The sequence below is a fragment of the Citrobacter sp. C1 genome (genome assembly GCF_014596895.2).
Lineage (GTDB): Bacteria > Pseudomonadota > Gammaproteobacteria > Enterobacterales > Enterobacteriaceae > Citrobacter > Citrobacter gillenii.
Window position 1 is genome coordinate 481,936 of record NZ_CP115035.1, and the last position, 16,302, is coordinate 498,237.

Here is a 16,302-nt window from a genome sequence, read left to right on the forward strand (position 1 = left end):
TTACTGCGCCTGCACGCGCAGCTCAGCTGCGCTACGACTACGGTGACCCAACAGTGCTTTCACATCACTGGACTTCGGTTTAACCAGCGCGAATTTCGCTGAGAATGCCGGCCAGTTGGCCAGGATCTCTTCTCCGCGTGACGAACCGGTATGCTGTACATGCTCGGTGATCAGTCCACGCAAATGCTCTTCGTGGATAGCCAGCGAGTCCACGCTCAGGACTTCGACCAGCTCTGGATTCACGCGTTTGCGGAATTCGCCGTCTTCGTCCAGCACGTAGGCGAACCCGCCCGTCATGCCTGCGCCGAAGTTGACGCCCGTTTTACCGAGAATACAGACGATGCCGCCGGTCATGTATTCACAGCCGTTGTCACCGATGCCTTCGACCACGGTGATGGCACCTGAGTTACGAACCCCAAAGCGTTCACCCGCGCGACCTGCGGCAAACAGACGACCGCCGGTTGCGCCGTACAGGCAGGTGTTGCCGATGATGCTCGCTTCATGGCTGCGGAAGGCAGAACCGACCGGAGGACGTACCGCCAGCAGGCCGCCCGCCATACCTTTACCGACATAGTCGTTGGCATCGCCGGTCAGATACAGCTCCACGCCGCCCGCGTTCCACACGCCAAAGCTCTGGCCTGCGGTACCGCTGAAATGCGCCTTGATCGGGTCGGAAGCCAGCCCCTGATCGCCGTGTGTCTGAGCGATATAGCCCGACAGTGATGCGCCGACAGAACGGTCGGTGTTGCGGATGTCGAACCAGAAAGTTTTACTCTGGCGCTCATCAACAAATGGTTTGGCCTGTTGCAGCAACTGCGCGTTGAGCACGCCGTTGTCGAACGGTGGGTTGTTCTCAGTACAGTACACCGCTTTGCCTGGGTGAGGTTGTGCGGTTTCCAGCAGATGAGACAGCTCCAGTTTCTGCTGCTTGGCAGTATACCCGTCCAGCTCTTTGAGCAGGTCGGTACGGCCAATCAGATCCACCAGGCGTGTTACGCCAAGCGATGCCATCAGCTCGCGGGTTTCACGGGCGACAAACTCAAAGTAGTTGGTCACTTTGAACGGCAGACCGTGGTAGTGGTTCTTACGCAGTTTTTCGTCCTGGGTTGCTACACCGGTTGCACAGTTGTTCAGGTGGCAAATACGCAGGTATTTACAGCCCAGCGCAACCATCGGGCCGGTACCAAAGCCGAAGCTTTCCGCGCCGAGAATGGCTGCTTTGATGATGTCGACGCCGGTTTTCAGACCGCCATCAACTTGTAAACGGATCTTATGGCGCAGACCGTTAGCCACCAGTGCCTGCTGAGTTTCTACCAGCCCCAGTTCCCACGGACAACCTGCGTATTTCACCGAAGAGAGCGGGCTGGCGCCGGTGCCGCCGTCGTAACCGGCAATGGTTATCAGGTCCGCGTAGGCTTTTGCCACGCCGGTGGCGATGGTACCGACGCCCGGTTCGGAAACCAGCTTCACAGAGATCATCGCCTTCGGGTTAACCTGTTTTAAGTCGAAAATCAGCTGCGCCAGGTCTTCGATAGAGTAGATATCGTGGTGTGGCGGCGGGGAGATCAGCGTCACGCCCGGCACCGAATAACGCAGTTTGGCGATGTACGGAGTAACTTTATCTCCCGGTAACTGACCGCCTTCGCCGGGCTTCGCGCCCTGTGCGACCTTAATCTGAATGACGTCAGCGTTGACCAGATACGCCGGGGTTACACCGAAGCGACCAGAAGCCACCTGCTTGATGCGCGACACCTTGTTGGTGCCATAACGTGCAGGGTCCTCACCGCCTTCGCCGGAGTTGGAATTGCCGCCGATGCTGTTCATCGCTTCGGCCAGCGCTTCGTGCGCTTCCGGGCTTAACGCGCCGATGGACATGGCTGCGGTATCAAAACGTTTAAACAACTCGGTTGCGGGTTCGACGTCGTCAATACTTACTGCTTCATTGCCAGGTGCGATAGCCAGCAGATCGCGCAGCGTTGCTGCCGGACGCTCGTTAACCAACTTCGCGTATTGCTGGTAGTCGCTGTATTCGCCGCTTTGTACTGCCTGTTGCAGGGTGCGTACCACGTCCGGGTTGTAGGCGTGGTATTCGCCACCGTGAACGTACTTCAGCAGGCCGCCCTGGCTAATCGGTTTGCGCGCCAACCAGGCATGTTTGGAGAGGTTCAGCAGATCCTGCTGGAAGTCGGCAAAGCCTGCGCCGCTGATGCGACTGACCACGCCCTGGAAGCACAATGCCACCACGTCATCATGCAGGCCGACGGCTTCAAACAGCTTCGAACAGCGGTAGGAGGCAATGGTCGAAATGCCCATTTTGGACATGATTTTGTACAGACCTTTGTTGATGCCGTTACGGTAGTTCAGCATCACGGTCCGGTAATCTTTGGCAATAGCGTGAGTGTCAATCAGACGCCCCAGCGTTTCATAGGCCAGATACGGATAGATTGCTGTGGCACCAAAGCCGAGGAGTACCGCGAAGTGATGTGGATCGCGGGTACTGGCGGTTTCGACGATGATGTTAGCGTCGCAGCGCAGGTTTTGTTCCACCAGACGCGTTTGCACCGCACCAACCGCCATCGGTGCCGGGACCGGCAGGCGATTTTTGGCGATGTTACGGTCAGAGAGCACCAGCAATACCGTGCCGTTACGCACCATCTGTTCGGCTTTATCGCACAGCGCCTTGACGGTCTCTTCCAGCGTGGTTTCACTCACGTCGAAGGTGATATCGAGCCGGTCAGCGCGATAATGTTCCTCTTTCATGGTGGTGAGCTGGGTGAAATCAGAGTACAGCAGGATCGGTGATTTAAAGCTCAGGCGATGCGCCTGGCCTTCGGCTTCACAGAAGACGTTCATCTCACGACCAATGCTGGTGGCCAGCGACATCACGTGCGCCTCACGCAGCGGATCGATAGGCGGGTTGGTCACCTGCGCGAACTGCTGACGGAAGTAGTCATAAATGATGCGCGGCTGGCTGGAAAGCACGGCAAACGGGGTGTCATCGCCCATTGAACCGACCGCTTCCTGGCCGTTTTCACCCAACACGCGAATCACGGAATCCAGTTCTTCGGCGCTGTAGTTAAACTGTTTTTGGTAGCTGGCAAGGGTGTCGTCGTCCAGCTCACGGCTGCCGACTTGATCGTCAGCCAGGTCTTCAAACGGCACCAGACGGCGGACGTTCTTTTCCATCCACTCTTTGTACGGATGGCGACTTTTCAGGTCATCATCGGTTTCCGCCGAGTGCAGAATGCGACCCGAGCGGGTGTCGATCACCATCAGTTCGCCGGGACCGACGCGGCCTTTCTCGACGACTTCATCGGGCTGATAATCCCAGATACCCACTTCGGAGGCGCACGTGATGAGCTTGTCTTTGGTGATGACGTAGCGCGCCGGGCGCAGGCCGTTACGGTCAAGGTTACAGGCGGCAAAGCGACCGTCAGACATAACAATGCCTGCCGGGCCGTCCCACGGCTCCATGTGCATGGAGTTAAAGTCAAAGAATGCGCGCAGCTCCGGGTCCATATCTGGGTTGTTCTGCCAGGCCGGTGGCACCAGCAGGCGCATCGCGCGGATGATGTCCATCCCGCCTGCCAGCAACAGTTCGAGCATGTTATCCATTGAGCTGGAGTCGGAGCCGGTTTCGTTGACGAACGGCGCGGCATCGTGGAGATCCGGGATCAGCGGGGTCTGGAACTTATAAGTACGGGCGCGCGCCCACTGGCGGTTACCGGTAATGGTATTGATTTCGCCGTTGTGTGCCAGGTAGCGGAACGGCTGGGCCAGCGGCCAGCGCGGTACGGTGTTGGTGGAAAAGCGCTGGTGGAACAGGCAGATGGCCGATTCCAGACGCAGGTCCGCGAGGTCCAGGTAAAAGCGCGGCAGATCCGCCGGCATACACAGACCTTTATAGATATTGACCAGATTGGACAAGCTACAGACGTAGAAGTCTTTATCGTCCTGTAAACGTTTTTCGATGCGGCGACGCGCGATGAACAGACGGCGCTCCATATCGCGTGGACGCCAGCCCGCAGGGGCGTTAACAAAAATTTGCTCAATACGGGGCAGGGAGGAGAGGGCAATTTCACCGAGAACACCGTCGTTGGTCGGCACGTCGCGCCAGCCCACAATCGACAGGGTTTCCTGCTGTAACTCTTCTTCAACGATGCGACGAGACGCCGCCGCCAGTTCAGCGTCTTTATTTAAAAAGATCATGCCGACCGCGTAGTTTTTGGCTAAACGCCAGCCGCGCTCTTGCGCAACAATGCGGAAAAAGCGATCGGGTTTTTGTAATAACAGGCCACAGCCGTCGCCGGTTTTACCGTCCGCGAGGATGGCTCCACGGTGCTGCATACGGGCCAGTGCGTGTATGGCGGTACGCACTACCTTGTGGCTAGGTTCGCCTTCTATGTGGGCGATCAGGCCGAAACCACAGTTATCCTTCTCAAGGGATTTATCGTACAACATATCAGTGAACCTCCCCAGGCTCTGCGGGACGCCTCTCCGATACCGTTTGCGCACAGGCACACCAAGAGCATGGCGACGGGGGTTGCGCGTTATACGCTCACCTCGCATTCGCCCTCTTTAATCCTTTTCGCATAGGTCAAACAAGTTTGAGGACTTGCTTCAGAGGGAATCTCAATTACTGCATAAATATGATGAGCAGGCTGCTCATCCAGAAAGCTTCCAGCGGATTTCCACGTTATCGGGAATCCACACACAGGTCAAATGGCAATCTTATTTATGCAAAAATGTGCTATAGGTCGATTAACGATATGAATATATTGAAATTAATAGCATTTTTACATTGATTTAACGCACAGTGGATGGCGAGGGAAGTGTGATCTGTCTCACTGTCAGAAAGGTCCGTTATCGCTTGTCCTCCCTTTGTTTATCGCGATGTTTGGTATTTTATGCTGGTTTATAGAGTTTACGCGTCTTAAAGATACTGTTTTTATCCGTTGGCCGTCGGAAGATAAAAAAAATCATCGGATATAAGGAAAAGTAATCACATTTTGATTGAATGAAATTTCATTTATTTTGCTTGAATATGCAATGAATAAAAGCACGCCTGGGCGATTGATCCAGGTCATCGCCGACGGGGGCTAAAAATGGCAGGCTTTGGCCTCTTTTCAAGGCGCGGTCTATCAGATTATGCAGTTACAGAAATTAGTCAATATGTTTGGTGGGGATCTTTCTCGTCGTTATGGGCAAAAGGTTCATAAACTCACGCTGCACGGCGGGTTTAGCTGCCCAAATCGCGATGGCACCATTGGACGTGGCGGGTGCACCTTCTGTAATGTCGCCTCCTTTGCCGATGAGGCACAGCAGCATCATTCGATTGCTGAGCAGCTCGAACATCAGGCTCAACTGGTGAATCGCGCCAAGCGCTACCTGGCCTATTTTCAGGCTTATACCAGCACGTTTGCCGAAGTGCAGGTGCTGCGTTCGATGTACCAGCAGGCGGTCACTCAGGCCAATATTGTCGGGCTGTGCGTCGGGACGCGCCCTGACTGCGTGCCAGAGGCGGTGCTCGATCTGCTGTGCGAATATAAAGATCAGGGCTACGAGGTGTGGTTGGAACTGGGGCTGCAAACGGCCCATGATAAAACGCTGCACCGTATTAACCGTGGGCATGACTTTGCCTGCTATCAACGCACCACGCAGTTGGCGCGTGAGCGTGGGTTGAAAGTGTGCTCACATCTGATTGTTGGCCTGCCGGGAGAAGGGCAAGCGGAATGTCTGCAAACGCTGGCGCGCGTGGTGGAGACCGGCGTTGATGGCATTAAGCTGCATCCGCTGCATATCGTGAAGGGCAGCATTATGGCGAAGGCCTGGGAAGCAGGGCGTCTGAGCGGTATTGAGCTGGCCGATTACACCGTGACGGCGGGCGAGATGATTCGCCATACGCCGCCAGAGGTTATTTATCATCGTATTTCTGCCAGCGCCCGTCGCCCGACGTTACTGGCGCCGCTGTGGTGTGAAAATCGCTGGACCGGGATGGTCGAACTGGACCGTTATCTCAATGAGCATGGTGTACAAGGCTCCGCTCTTGGAACGCCGTGGGCTCAGCCGGGGAGCTAACCCTTTGTAGGCCGGATAAGGCAAAGCCGACATCAGGCAATCTGCGCCTGCTTGCCTGATGGCGCTTCGCTTATCATGTCTACGATGGCCTCTCCTCAGTCATTTCACCGATAGCCTCCGCATTTATTGCACAATCTCAAACGTCACGCCGAGAATTGAGTATTATTGTGCCAAGTTGTCGTGAAGGAACCCTCTATGAAGCAAATTCGAATGCTGGCGCAGTATTATGTCGACCTGATGATGAAATTAGGTCTGGTGCGCTTTTCGCTGCTATTGGCGCTGGCTCTGGTGGTGTTGGCCATAGTGGTGCAAATGGCCGTCACCATGGTGCTGCATGGCCAGGTAGAAAGTATTGATGTAATACGTTCCATCTTTTTTGGCCTGTTAATTACCCCCTGGGCGGTCTATTTCCTGTCAGTGGTCGTGGAGCAACTGGAGGAGTCCCGGCAACGCCTGTCACGACTGGTGCAGAAGCTGGAAGAGATGCGCGAACGCGATCTCAAGCTTAACGTGCAGTTAAAGGACAATATTGCGCAGCTTAACCAGGAGATTGTCGAACGTGAAAAGGCGGAAGCGGAGCGCCAGGAAACGTTTGAACAACTCAAAGTCGAAATTAAAGAGCGTGAAGAAGCGCAGATCCAACTGGAACAACAATCCTCTTTTCTGCGTTCTTTTCTCGATGCTTCACCGGATCTGGTTTTTTATCGCAATGAAGATAAAGAGTTCTCCGGCTGTAACCGCGCCATGGAATTGCTGACAGGCAAGAGCGAAAAGCAACTGGTGAATTTAAAACCGATTGAAGTTTACTCGCCAGAAGCGGCTGAAAAAGTTATCGAAACCGACGAGAAAGTGTTCCGCCATAATGTCTCGTTGACCTATGAACAATGGCTGGATTACCCGGACGGACGTAAAGCCTGCTTTGAAATTCGTAAAGTGCCTTATTACGACCGCGTCGGTAAACGACACGGCCTGATGGGCTTTGGCCGCGATATTACCGAGCGCAAGCGCTACCAGGATGCACTTGAACGTGCCAGCCGTGACAAGACGACCTTTATTTCCACCATCAGCCACGAACTGCGTACGCCGCTGAACGGTATTGTCGGTTTGAGTCGGATCCTGCTGGATACGGATCTGACCGCTGAGCAGGAAAAATACCTGAAAACTATCCATGTTTCCGCCGTTACGCTTGGGAATATTTTCAACGATATTATCGACATGGATAAGATGGAGCGGCGTAAAGTTCAGCTCGATAACCAGCCGATAGATTTCACCAGCTTTATGGCGGATCTGGAAAACCTCTCCGGCCTGCAGGCGCAGCAAAAAGGGCTGCGCTTTGTACTTGATCCGACCTTGCCGCTGCCGCATAAGGTCATTACCGACGGGACGCGTCTGCGTCAAATCCTGTGGAATCTGATCAGCAACGCCGTGAAGTTTACCCAGAAAGGGCAGGTCACCGTGCGGGCGCGCTATGACAAAGGCAACATGCTGCATTTTGAAGTGGAAGATTCTGGTATCGGTATTCCGCAGGATGAGCAGGATAAAATCTTCGCCATGTATTATCAGGTGAAGGACAGCAATGGCGGTAAACCGGCCACCGGGACCGGGATTGGTCTGGCAGTGTCTCGTCGTCTGGCGAAAAACATGGGCGGCGATATTACGGTTTCCAGCCAGCCGGGGAAAGGTTCCGTCTTTACCCTTACCGTTCATGCCCCAGCCGTTGCGGAAGAGATTGAAGACGCCTTTGAAGAAGACGACATGCCGTTGCCTGCCCTGAATGTGCTGCTGGTTGAGGACATTGAACTGAACGTGATTGTCGCCCGTTCGGTGCTGGAAAAACTGGGTAACAGCGTGGACGTCGCCATGACCGGGAAAGCCGCGCTGGAAATGTTCAAACCGGGTGAGTACGACCTGGTGCTGTTGGATATTCAGTTGCCGGATATGACGGGTCTGGATATCTCCAGAGAGTTAACGCAAAAGTACGCGCGGGAAGATCTGCCGCCGCTGGTGGCGCTCACCGCTAACGTTCTGAAAGACAAAAAAGAATATCTGGAAGCGGGTATGGATGACGTGCTGAGTAAGCCGCTGTCGGTACCGGCGTTAACCGCCATGATTAAAAAATACTGGGATACCCGAAACAAAGAGGAGAGCACTGTGACATCTGAAGAAAGCAGTAAATCGCAAGCGCTGTTAGATATTCCCATGTTGGAACAATACCTCGAGCTGGTGGGACCGAAGTTAATTACCGACGGATTGGCGGTATTTGAGAAGATGATGCCGGGTTATTTAAGTGTGCTGGAGTCCAACCTGACCGCGCGTGATAAAAAAGGCGTTGTTGAGGAAGGCCATAAAATCAAAGGTGCCGCGGGGTCAGTGGGACTGCGCCATCTGCAGCAGCTGGGTCAGCAAATTCAATCCCCGGACCTTCCTGCCTGGGAGGACAACGTGGGGGAATGGATTGAAGAGATGAAGCAGGAGTGGCAGCACGACGTGGCGGTATTAAGAGCCTGGGTGGCGAGTGTTGAAAAAAAATGACCCCGGCTTAGCCGGGGTGCGCGAATACTGCGCCAACACCAGGGAAATCGTGGCTGCGCCGTAAATTATTATCATTGTTTACAAGGGCGCAGCCCTAATTTTCAGGCCGCACGCAGTTAAGATAGCAAATCTTAAATAATTTGTTACATGAATCAGTTAAATGTGTGAAGCGTAGCATTTTAATAAGAATTATTAATATGCTACAGCCAGTTGCGAAAGGAGTCTCACGATGAAGAAAATTGGCGTAGTGCTCGGTGGATGCGGTGTGTATGACGGCTCTGAGATCCATGAGGCCGTGTTAACGCTGCTGGCTATTGCCCGCAACGGGGCTCAGGCCATCTGCTTTGCGCCGGATAAACAACAAGCAGATGTGATTAATCATCTGACGGGCGAACCCATGCAGGAGACCCGCAATGTCCTGATTGAGGCTGCACGTATAACCCGTGGTGATATCCGCCCGCTTGCCCAGGCGGTCTCTGCTGAACTGGATGCGCTGATTGTCCCAGGTGGATTCGGTGCAGCGAAGAACCTGAGCAATTTCGCCAGCCAGGGAAGCGAATGCCGGGTGGATAGCGACTTAGCCGCGTTGGCAGTCGCCATGCATCAATCCGGTAAGCCGTTGGGGTTCATGTGTATTGCCCCAGCGATGCTGCCTAAAATATTCGATTTTCCGCTGCGTCTGACGATTGGCACCGATATCGATACTGCGGAAGTGCTGGAGGATATGGGGGCAGAGCATGTGCCGTGTCCAGTCGATGATATTGTGGTTGATGAAGACCACAAAATCGTCACCACGCCGGCTTATATGCTGGCACAGGATATTGCCCAGGCGGCGAGCGGTATCGACAAGCTGGTCTCGCGTGTGCTGGTGCTGACTGAATGAAAAAAGGGGTGACCGCCAGTTTGCGGCGACTCTTTCTGCGGGCGGTCATTGTCCTCGCCGTGTTCTGGGGCGGGGGCATCGCCCTCTTCAGCGTGCTGCCCGTGCCCTTTTCAGCGGTGATGGCTGAACGACAAATTAGCGCCTGGTTGCACGGTGATTTCGGCTATGTGGCGCATTCTGACTGGGTCAGTATGGATGAGATCTCACCGTGGATGGGGCTGGCGGTTATTGCCGCAGAAGACCAAAAATTTCCGCAGCACTGGGGATTTGATGTCTCTGCGATAGAAAAGGCGCTGGCGCATAATGAGCGCAATGAAAGCCGCATTCGTGGAGCATCGACGCTCTCGCAGCAGACAGCAAAAAATCTCTTTCTGTGGGATGGACGCAGTTGGGTGCGTAAAGGTCTTGAGGCCGGACTCACACTGGGCATGGAAACAGTGTGGAGTAAGAAACGTATTCTGACGGTTTATCTGAATATCGCCGAGTTTGGCGACGGTGTATTCGGCGTAGAAGCGGCAGCACAACATTATTTCCATAAACCGGCCAGCCGCCTGAGTCAGTCTGAAGCAGCGCTGCTGGCGGCGGTGCTGCCAAATCCTCTGCGTTTTAAGGCGAATGCCCCGTCAGGCTATGTACGTAATCGCCAGGCATGGATCATGCGGCAAATGCGCCAGTTAGGCGGTGAGTCGTTTATGCGGGAAAATAAGCTGTATTAGTCGATGCTGACGCTGTTTTTGTAGGCCTGATAAGCGCAGCGCATCAGGCAGAATACGACACAACAACATTGCCGGATGCGGCGTAAAAGCCTTATCCGACCTACTCGCTACGTGCTGAAATGGTAGCTCTGTACTGACTAATCCTCGTCAAACCCCGAATTAAACAGCGCAATCACCGCCGCCAGGGCTTCTACTTCCTGTGGGCCAGAGGCTTCAACCTCTATCTGGCGACCTTTGGCGGAATCCAGCATCAGCAGGGCGATGACGCTGTTCGCCTCCGCCTCTGTACCTTCATCGTTACGCAACAGCACTTCCGCCTCAAAACCCTGCATTAATTCAAACAGCTTCATCGCAGGCCGGGCGTGCATGCCCAGCTTATTGGTGATTTCGACAGTCTGTTTTACGGTCATGATTTGCGTTTTTCCAGCGTGCGATGGCGTGACTGCACGTTTTTACCGCGAGAGCGGAAGTAGTCAGCCAGTTGCTCAGCAATATACACCGATCGGTGTTTCCCGCCGGTACAGCCGATGGCTACGGTGAGGTAGCTGCGGTTGTTAGTCTCCAGCATGGGTAACCATAGCTCAAGATAGCTGCGAGTCTGGTAGATAAAATTGTGTACTTCTGTGTGGCGGTCGAGAAACGCGGCAACGGGCCTGTCCAGACCGGTCATCGGACGCAGTTTAGGATCCCAGTGTGGGTTTGGCAGGAAGCGCACGTCAAAGACGTAATCCGCATCAATCGGGATGCCGTGCTTGAAGCCAAAGGACTCGAATACCATGGTCAGTTCACGTTCACGTTTGCCCAGCAGTCGGGTACGCAACATTTCTGCCAGCTCGTGCACGGACATTTCAGAGGTATCGACGATCAGGTCCGCGCGAGAACGCAGTGGCTCCAGTAAGTCACTTTCCTTATCGATAGCACTTTCAAGTGACAGATTTTTGCTGGAGAGTGGGTGCAGTCGACGGGTATCACTGTAGCGACGGATCAGCGTGTTACGGTCAGCATCGAGGAACAGCAGCTGCGGCGAGAAACCTTCAGGCAGGTTATTCATTGCCTGCTCGAAAATTTCTGGTGACTCAGGCATATTGCGCACATCAATGCTGACGGCCGCAGAAATTTGGCTATCGGCCAGGGTGCGGGCCAGATCGGGCAACAGCACTACGGGAAGGTTATCCACGCAGTAAAAACCCATATCTTCCAGCGCTCGCAGGGCAACAGATTTGCCTGACCCTGAACGACCGCTGACGATCATCAGTACCATGTACTGTTTCTCCTCACAACGACAAAAAAGGGTGCCATTGGGTTGTTATGCTTCATCCTGTACACCTTCGGTGTCCGTGATGATTTGATACAGCTCCTGATCGCTCTGCGCGGAACGCAGACGGCGACAGATGGTTTTATCCGCCAGACGTTTTGCAACCAGTGACAAGGTGTGCAAATGCGTCTTGGTTTGGTCTGCGGGAACCAGTAGGGCGAACAACAGATCGACCGGTTGATTATCAATGGCGTCGAACGCGATAGGCGTTTCGAGCTGCACAAACACGCCGACCGCGCGCATCGTGTCTTCTTCCAGCTTTCCGTGCGGAATGGCAATACCATTGCCGATGCCGGTACTGCCCATTTTTTCACGCGTCAGAATGGCTTCAAATACCACCTGAGAAGGCAAGCTGAGCTGCTTTGCTGCCAGTTCGCTGATGATTTCCAGAGCGCGTTTTTTGCTTTGGCAGTGAACACCAGAGCGCGTACATTCCTGGTTAAGAACAGTACTCAGTTGTAGAGTCGTATCGTTATTTGTCATAATTTCACCTAAGCGCTAACTGTACAAATGGCCCGTTGTGCTGCACAACAGGCCGTCCTGCACCCGCTAACTGCCCGGACAAGTTAGTGCTGTTTCAGTTTATCTTTATGTTTTGTTAACTGCCGAGCCAGTTTATCAATTAAACCGTCAATGGCGGCGTACATATCCTGACCTTCCGCGCTGGCATGAATTTCGCCACCGTTCACATGCAGTGTTGCATCCGAGATGTGTGTCACCTTCTCCACCTTCAACACAATATAGACCTGATTAATCCGGTCGAAATATTGCTCAAGTTTGGCGAACTTTGTGTTCACAAAGTCACGCAGTGCTTCAGTGATTTCGACGTTGTTTCCAGTGATGTTGAGCTGCATAGTGTCTTCCTTATCGGTTGGGTCAGACCAGCTGTTTGCGCTGGTTAGACGGCGGAATGGATAAAGACTCTCGGTACTTCGCAACGGTGCGGCGTGCCACCATGATACCCTGTTCTGACAGCATAGAGGTTAACTTGCTGTCACTCAGCGGTTTCGCAGGGTTCTCCGCAGCAATTAATTTCTTCACCAGTGCGCGTATCGCTGTAGAAGAGGCTTCGCCCCCGCCCTCAGTGTTGACGTGGCTGGAAAAGAAATACTTGAGTTCAAAAATGCCGCGTGGACTGTGCAGATACTTTTGCGTGGTCACTCGGGAAATGGTTGATTCGTGCATCTCGACGGCTTGGGCGATATCCGCCAGCACCATCGGCTTCATAAATTCTTCGCCTTTCTCAAAGAAGGCTTGCTGTTGCTCAACGATACATCGACTGACGCGCAACAGCGTGTCGTTACGGCTTTCCAGACTTTTAATCAGCCACTTTGCATCCTGGAGATTGGTGCGAATAAACTGGCTGTCGGCATCGTTGCGCGCGCCATTGCACATGGCGGCATAGTGCTGATTAATCTGTAGACGCGGAATGCTGTCGCTGTTCAGTTCGACGACCCAACGATCGTTATGTTTGCGCACCAGTACATCTGGGATCACGTACTCTGGCTCACCGGTTTGGATCGACTGCCCGGGTCTCGGATCCAGCGACTGGATCAGGTTGACGGCTTCTTTCAGCACATCTTCTTTCAACCGGGTAACGCGCATGAGCGAGCGGAAATCGTGATTGGCTAACAGATCGAGGTGATCGCTGATGATCAGGCGGGCTTCTTCCAGCCATGGTGTGGCTTTGTCGAACTGCGACAGTTGAATCAACAGGCAGTCGCGGAGATCTTTCGCCGCCACGCCAACCGGATCAAAACGTTGAACGCGTTTTAGCACGGCTTCGACTTCATCGAGACCAATGTCGTCATCACCCATGCTCTCGAGAATATCATCCAGAGAAACGGTGAGATATCCGGTGTCATCAACCGCATCGACAATTGACGTCGCAATGGCGCGATCGGTATCCGAGAACGGGGTCAATCCCACTTGCCACATCAGGTAATCTTGTAATGATTGCGTGGTTTCACCCTGATAAACAGGCAGTTCGTCGTCGATGTAATCCCCACTGGTGCCCGACGGTGTGCCTGCGGTGTAAATTTCATCCCAACTGGCATCCAGCGGCAGTTCTTCCGGCATCTCTTTTTGTTCGAGAGCATCTGCGGTATCGAGGGAATCGCTGTCCTGTTTTTCCTGGGTATCAATTTCGTCGTGAAGATCGGTTTGCTCGAGCAGTGGGTTACTTTCCAGCGCTTGCTGAAGTTCTTGCTGAAGTTCCAGCGTAGACAACTGCAACAGACGGATAGCCTGTTGTAGCTGAGGCGTCATTGCCAGTTGTTGGCTAAGCCTGAGTTGCAAACCTTGCTTCATGTTCAGAGTGGTTTTCTCCTGCAGTAACGTGACGTCTTCTACCCTATCAGAGTCTGAAGTCTTCCCCAAGGTATACGCGCTTAACGTGTTCGTCTTGCAGTATTTCGGTTGGCGTGCCGTGTGCTATCAGATGTCCCTGACTCACAATATAGGCGCGTTCACAGACCGCCAGCGTTTCACGCACGTTATGGTCGGTGATCAGCACGCCCAGTCCGCTGTCGCGCAGGTGTTCAATGATACGTTTGATATCAATAACGGAGATCGGGTCAACGCCCGCAAATGGTTCATCCAGCAGGATAAATTTCGGATTTGCAGCCAATGCACGAGCGATTTCCACACGGCGACGTTCCCCCCCGGATAGCGACTGTCCCAGGCTGTCCCGCAGGTGTTCGATATGGAACTCTTCCATCAATTCGTTAGCACGATCTTCGCGCTGTTCGCTGGAGAGATCGTCACGAATTTGCAGTACCGCCATCAGGTTATCAAACACGCTCAGACGACGAAAAATAGAGGCTTCCTGCGGTAAATAACCGATGCCGCGACGGGCGCGTGCATGCAGCGGCAGCAGGCTGATGTCTTCGTCATCGATGATGATGTTGCCCGCATCGCGCGGCACAATGCCCACCACCATGTAAAAGGTCGTTGTTTTGCCCGCACCGTTAGGGCCGAGCAGACCGACGATCTCCCCGGAGTTGACGGTCAGACTGACGTCTTCCACCACACGGCGGCCTTTATAGGCTTTTGCAAGGTTCTTTGCAGTTAATGTTGCCATAACGAATCAGTTACCTTTTTTCTCTGCCGGAGCTTTGGTTTTGTTTTTATCCTGCAGCTGTGACGGCACCAGAACGGTAGTGACGCGTTTGCCTTTATCGCTGAAGGCCTGCATTTTCTGCTCTTTTACCAGATAGGTAATTTTGTCGCCGGTGATGTTGCTGTCCACCTGCTCCAGATAGGCTTTACCCGTCAGCACAACGAAATCTTTTGCCAGTTCATAGTGCATCTGTAAGGCATGGCCGTTAACGGGTTTACCGTTATCCTGCATCTGGTAAAACGTTGCCGGATTGCCGTAGCCATCGATTACTTCTTTACCGTCTTCACCGCCCGGACGGGTCACGACAACCTTATCGGCATTAATTTTGATGGTGCCCTGCGTCACGATAACATTACCGGTAAACGTCACCACGTTACCCTGCATATCCAGGGACTGCTGATCCGATTCAATGTGAATCGGCTGCTCGGTATCGCCGGTGACGGCAAATGCCGGAATGCTGGCGGCCAGAAGGGAGCTGGCAAGCACAAGATTAAGGCTGAGTTTGTTTGTTTTGGATTTCATATGAGGTTCTAACCTTTTCAATCAGCTCGGCGTTCTTGCTGCGTAAATTGCCGCGCATCTTCAGTCCGCTGGAGTTAAATGTTGTTCCATACAACGTGACCAGATCGTTTGAGGTGACATCTTGCGTCACCAGGTTAATCTGCGCGTTATCGGTCGTAATTCTGCGTAGTTGAGAGTCTGCCACCAGGGCGTTGACTTCAACATGGCCATACAGATACAGCATCCGATCCTCAGTCAATTTTGCTTTATCAGCCTTGATAGACCAGGTCGGCACTTTATCCTTATCAAACGTGGTTAATACCGGTTGAGTAAACCACGAAACAGCCTGATCGGAATAATATTCAACGTGTTGAGCGATAAGTCGATAGCTCAGTGCGCCTTCCGGGCTATACACGACGCTGTCGGTATGTTCGCTCTTATAGGTCGGCTCGTTGTTATTGATTACCACCTGAGTGGTGTCGTCTTTGTCTGCCAGGTTAATACCGATCAGCACAAGGACGGCCAGCGACAGTAGAATGATAACCCAACGTCTGGTTTTGCTCATATCGATTGACCTTTGGCCTCGTCCAGTTTGCCCTGCGCCAGGAGTAATAAATCGCAGACCTCACGTACCGCGCCGCGCCCTCCATCAATGCGCGTGACATAGTCGGCACGGGGGATCAGCAGCGGGTGGGCATCCGCTACCGCCACGCTTAATCCGACTTTCGCCATCACCGGCCAGTCGATCAGATCGTCGCCGACGTATGCCACCTGTTCCGGCGCGATCGCCAGCTTGTTGAGCAGATCGTCGAAGGCGACCAGTTTGTCCGACTGTCCCTGGTACAGATGGGTAATCCCCAACGTGTTACAGCGGTCTTCTACAAGTTTAGCCTTTCGTCCGGTAATAATAGCAACCTCGATACCGGAAGTGAGCGCACAACGAATTCCGTAGCCATCACGGACGTTAAACGCCTTGAGCTCTTCGCCGTTGTTGCCCATATAAATCAGGCCATCAGACAGTACGCCATCCACATCAAGGATCAGCAGACGAATATTCTCTGCCCTGGTGATGACTTCAGCGCTGACGGGTCCATAACAGGTCGCAAGCGACGCACCTGCGTTACTCATTTCTTTTATCCTTGCGTTTCTACTCTAC

Annotated in this window: 14 protein-coding genes; 4 read left to right on the forward strand and 10 right to left on the reverse strand. The window is 53.5% G+C overall.

Annotation, left to right across the window (positions count from 1 at the left end):
• Positions 1 to 4,461 carry a glutamate synthase large subunit gene (gene gltB, locus IB214_RS02405; RefSeq protein WP_135953049.1) on the reverse strand — a complete coding sequence of 1,487 codons (4,461 nt, stop codon included), beginning with the start codon at positions 4,459 to 4,461 and terminating at the stop codon, positions 1 to 3.
• 687 nt (positions 4,462 to 5,148) lie between these two features.
• Between gltB and IB214_RS02410 the strand changes: the two genes are divergently transcribed.
• The 4 genes from IB214_RS02410 to mtgA all read left to right on the forward strand — a co-directional run bounded on the left by IB214_RS02410 (position 5,149) and on the right by mtgA (position 10,209).
• Positions 5,149 to 6,078, forward strand: a complete 930-nt coding sequence (locus tag IB214_RS02410; RefSeq protein WP_115257371.1) for a TIGR01212 family radical SAM protein — start codon at positions 5,149 to 5,151, stop codon at positions 6,076 to 6,078.
• Between the two features lie 195 nt (positions 6,079 to 6,273).
• Positions 6,274 to 8,610: an aerobic respiration two-component sensor histidine kinase ArcB gene (arcB, locus tag IB214_RS02415; RefSeq protein WP_117342737.1), complete on the forward strand. Its 2,337-nt coding sequence runs from the start codon at positions 6,274 to 6,276 to the stop codon at positions 8,608 to 8,610.
• A 229-nt stretch (positions 8,611 to 8,839) separates the two neighbouring features.
• Positions 8,840 to 9,493 carry an isoprenoid biosynthesis glyoxalase ElbB gene (elbB, locus tag IB214_RS02420; protein WP_117342736.1) on the forward strand — a complete coding sequence of 218 codons (654 nt, stop codon included), beginning with the start codon at positions 8,840 to 8,842 and terminating at the stop codon, positions 9,491 to 9,493.
• Complete coding sequence (gene mtgA / locus IB214_RS02425) at positions 9,490 to 10,209, forward strand: monofunctional biosynthetic peptidoglycan transglycosylase (RefSeq protein WP_117342735.1); 720 nt, start codon at positions 9,490 to 9,492, stop codon at positions 10,207 to 10,209. Before elbB ends, mtgA begins: the two co-directional genes overlap by 4 nt.
• Before the next feature lie 137 nt (positions 10,210 to 10,346).
• Here mtgA and npr read toward each other — a convergent pair whose 3' ends face one another.
• From npr to kdsC, 9 genes are all read right to left on the reverse strand, one after another.
• Positions 10,347 to 10,619, reverse strand: coding sequence for a PTS phosphocarrier protein NPr (gene npr / locus IB214_RS02430; RefSeq protein WP_096755498.1), 273 nt, complete (start codon positions 10,617 to 10,619; stop codon positions 10,347 to 10,349).
• Positions 10,616 to 11,470, reverse strand: a complete 855-nt coding sequence (gene rapZ, locus IB214_RS02435; RefSeq protein ID WP_096755499.1) for an RNase adapter RapZ — start codon at positions 11,468 to 11,470, stop codon at positions 10,616 to 10,618. The genes npr and rapZ overlap by 4 nt, the downstream gene beginning before the upstream one ends.
• 45 nt (positions 11,471 to 11,515) lie before the next feature.
• The gene (gene ptsN, locus IB214_RS02440) at positions 11,516 to 12,007 is read right to left on the reverse strand and encodes a PTS IIA-like nitrogen regulatory protein PtsN (RefSeq protein ID WP_096755500.1); all 492 of its coding nucleotides are present in this window, start codon (positions 12,005 to 12,007) and stop codon (positions 11,516 to 11,518) included.
• 83 nt (positions 12,008 to 12,090) lie between these two features.
• On the reverse strand, positions 12,091 to 12,378 hold the full coding sequence (hpf, locus tag IB214_RS02445; protein ID WP_003025078.1) for a ribosome hibernation promoting factor: 288 nt from the start codon (positions 12,376 to 12,378) through the stop codon (positions 12,091 to 12,093).
• A gap of 22 nt (positions 12,379 to 12,400) precedes the next feature.
• Positions 12,401 to 13,834: an RNA polymerase factor sigma-54 gene (rpoN, locus tag IB214_RS02450; protein WP_115257376.1), complete on the reverse strand. Its 1,434-nt coding sequence runs from the start codon at positions 13,832 to 13,834 to the stop codon at positions 12,401 to 12,403.
• Between the two features lie 46 nt (positions 13,835 to 13,880).
• A complete protein-coding gene (gene lptB / locus IB214_RS02455; RefSeq protein ID WP_040234138.1) occupies positions 13,881 to 14,606 on the reverse strand; it encodes an LPS export ABC transporter ATP-binding protein in 726 nt (241 codons plus the stop codon).
• Between the two features lie 6 nt (positions 14,607 to 14,612).
• Positions 14,613 to 15,167, reverse strand: coding sequence for a lipopolysaccharide ABC transporter substrate-binding protein LptA (lptA, locus tag IB214_RS02460; protein WP_115257377.1), 555 nt, complete (start codon positions 15,165 to 15,167; stop codon positions 14,613 to 14,615).
• Complete coding sequence (lptC, locus tag IB214_RS02465) at positions 15,136 to 15,711, reverse strand: LPS export ABC transporter periplasmic protein LptC (RefSeq protein ID WP_117342734.1); 576 nt, start codon at positions 15,709 to 15,711, stop codon at positions 15,136 to 15,138. The genes lptA and lptC overlap by 32 nt, the downstream gene beginning before the upstream one ends.
• Positions 15,708 to 16,274, reverse strand: coding sequence for a 3-deoxy-manno-octulosonate-8-phosphatase KdsC (gene kdsC / locus IB214_RS02470; protein WP_115257379.1), 567 nt, complete (start codon positions 16,272 to 16,274; stop codon positions 15,708 to 15,710). The genes lptC and kdsC overlap by 4 nt, the downstream gene beginning before the upstream one ends.
• Between the last annotated feature and the right edge of the window lie 28 nt (positions 16,275 to 16,302).

What these genes read in the sequence shown, in the direction of transcription:
- gltB (WP_135953049.1), bottom strand. Translation starts at nt 4,461, where the DNA reads ATGTTGTACGATAAATCCCTTGAGAAGGATAACTGTGGTTTCGGCCTG.
- IB214_RS02410 (WP_115257371.1), top strand. Translation starts at nt 5,149, where the DNA reads ATGCAGTTACAGAAATTAGTCAATATGTTTGGTGGGGATCTTTCTCGT.
- arcB (WP_117342737.1), top strand. Translation starts at nt 6,274, where the DNA reads ATGAAGCAAATTCGAATGCTGGCGCAGTATTATGTCGACCTGATGATG.
- elbB (WP_117342736.1), top strand. Translation starts at nt 8,840, where the DNA reads ATGAAGAAAATTGGCGTAGTGCTCGGTGGATGCGGTGTGTATGACGGC.
- mtgA (WP_117342735.1), top strand. Translation starts at nt 9,490, where the DNA reads ATGAAAAAAGGGGTGACCGCCAGTTTGCGGCGACTCTTTCTGCGGGCG.
- npr (WP_096755498.1), bottom strand. Translation starts at nt 10,619, where the DNA reads ATGACCGTAAAACAGACTGTCGAAATCACCAATAAGCTGGGCATGCAC.
- rapZ (WP_096755499.1), bottom strand. Translation starts at nt 11,470, where the DNA reads ATGGTACTGATGATCGTCAGCGGTCGTTCAGGGTCAGGCAAATCTGTT.
- ptsN (WP_096755500.1), bottom strand. Translation starts at nt 12,007, where the DNA reads ATGACAAATAACGATACGACTCTACAACTGAGTACTGTTCTTAACCAG.
- hpf (WP_003025078.1), bottom strand. Translation starts at nt 12,378, where the DNA reads ATGCAGCTCAACATCACTGGAAACAACGTCGAAATCACTGAAGCACTG.
- rpoN (WP_115257376.1), bottom strand. Translation starts at nt 13,834, where the DNA reads ATGAAGCAAGGTTTGCAACTCAGGCTTAGCCAACAACTGGCAATGACG.
- lptB (WP_040234138.1), bottom strand. Translation starts at nt 14,606, where the DNA reads ATGGCAACATTAACTGCAAAGAACCTTGCAAAAGCCTATAAAGGCCGC.
- lptA (WP_115257377.1), bottom strand. Translation starts at nt 15,167, where the DNA reads ATGAAATCCAAAACAAACAAACTCAGCCTTAATCTTGTGCTTGCCAGC.
- lptC (WP_117342734.1), bottom strand. Translation starts at nt 15,711, where the DNA reads ATGAGCAAAACCAGACGTTGGGTTATCATTCTACTGTCGCTGGCCGTC.
- kdsC (WP_115257379.1), bottom strand. Translation starts at nt 16,274, where the DNA reads ATGAGTAACGCAGGTGCGTCGCTTGCGACCTGTTATGGACCCGTCAGC.